The sequence below is a fragment of the Streptomyces pseudoechinosporeus genome, from assembly GCF_054783935.1.
The window spans coordinates 1-1,097 of the sequence record NZ_BAAGPS010000105.1 but is presented as its reverse complement, the minus strand read 5'-3'; the positions used below and the strand labels follow the sequence as shown (position 1 = coordinate 1,097).

The window sequence follows — 1,097 nt, the reverse complement described above, 5'->3', positions numbered from 1 at the left end:
GCTTCGCGCGGCGCCGTGCCCCGCGAGCCTGTCGACCCCGCCCGTATCGGCCGGCGCGTGGTGCGGCGCCGCGCGAAGGGCATGGACGCGGGCGCCGTCGCACGGGCCCTCGAGGACGCCCGGTTCGACGCGCGGCAGGACTCGCGGCACGAGCACCTGGCCGACGACGAACGCGGCCGGGCGGAGCTCGCGGAATGGGAGCGCATCGACCAGCTGCTCGCCGACGCGGCCCCGAACACCGTCTACGACCCGGACGCCGACGACGTCGTCCAGGCGGAGCTCGCCGCCGACGCCGCGGCCGCCGCCGCCCGGGAAGCCGAGCTGCGCGAAGCCGCCCGGGTCGCGGCCCGCGCCGATGAGCTCCAAGCGCTGCGCGAACTCGGCACGCTGGAACAGACCGAGCCCCGCGAGGGCGACGAAGCCGCCCGGGACGAACTCACCCGGCGGGCCGGCTCGTACGTGCAGAAGGACGTCGACGCCTGGCTCGCCCACGCCCTGGCCGCGCACCGCGGGCACTACGCGGATCCCGCCGTCCGCGCGGCCGCCGCCGATCTGCTGCCGACGCATCTGCTCGCCCACGCCGCGCTGCTCACCGAACTCGCGCACCTCGCGCCGGGCGCCGGCGTCGACCAGATGGCGTTCGCGGCCCGGCTCACCGCCGCCGACCCCGAGGCCACCGGCGACCTCGCCGCGTTCCTCGCCCGCGCCCGGTCCGAGCAGAGCTGATCTCACCCTCCGCAATGCCCCGGCCCTCCCCGATCCCATCGGTTTGACCGCCGCAGCGGACATAGGCTGACTCAACTATCAGCCGGAGGAGCGTCACACCATGGAACCGACCGTCGACAGGCCAGCGCCGCAGGTTACCGTCACAGACATCCGTACCCTTTTGGACTCTTCCGCTGAGCTCCCCGTTCTGTACATCAACTACGGTCCCGGCGACGGGGGCACCGAAGCGGAGTTGGACGTGTGGGCCGCAGACCTGGTCTACCAGCCCGACATCGTCCTCACCCACGCGACCGCTCTGGACCTGCTCGGCGAGGAACCCAATAGCGAGACCATCGCGGCGTTCCTGCCGAAGGTTCAGAAAGCCGTGGACC

2 protein-coding genes are annotated in these 1,097 nt (G+C 73.3%); both read left to right on the top strand.

Annotated elements, in window-relative coordinates; translation table 11 throughout:
• On the top strand, nt 1-726 hold a 726-nt coding region (locus ACYVO6_RS49420; protein ID WP_461073624.1), incomplete at its 5' end, for a hypothetical protein.
• Nucleotides 727-826: 100 nt separating this feature from the next.
• Nucleotides 827-1,097 (top strand): hypothetical protein (locus ACYVO6_RS49415; protein WP_461073622.1); only part of this gene is annotated, 271 nt, incomplete at its 3' end.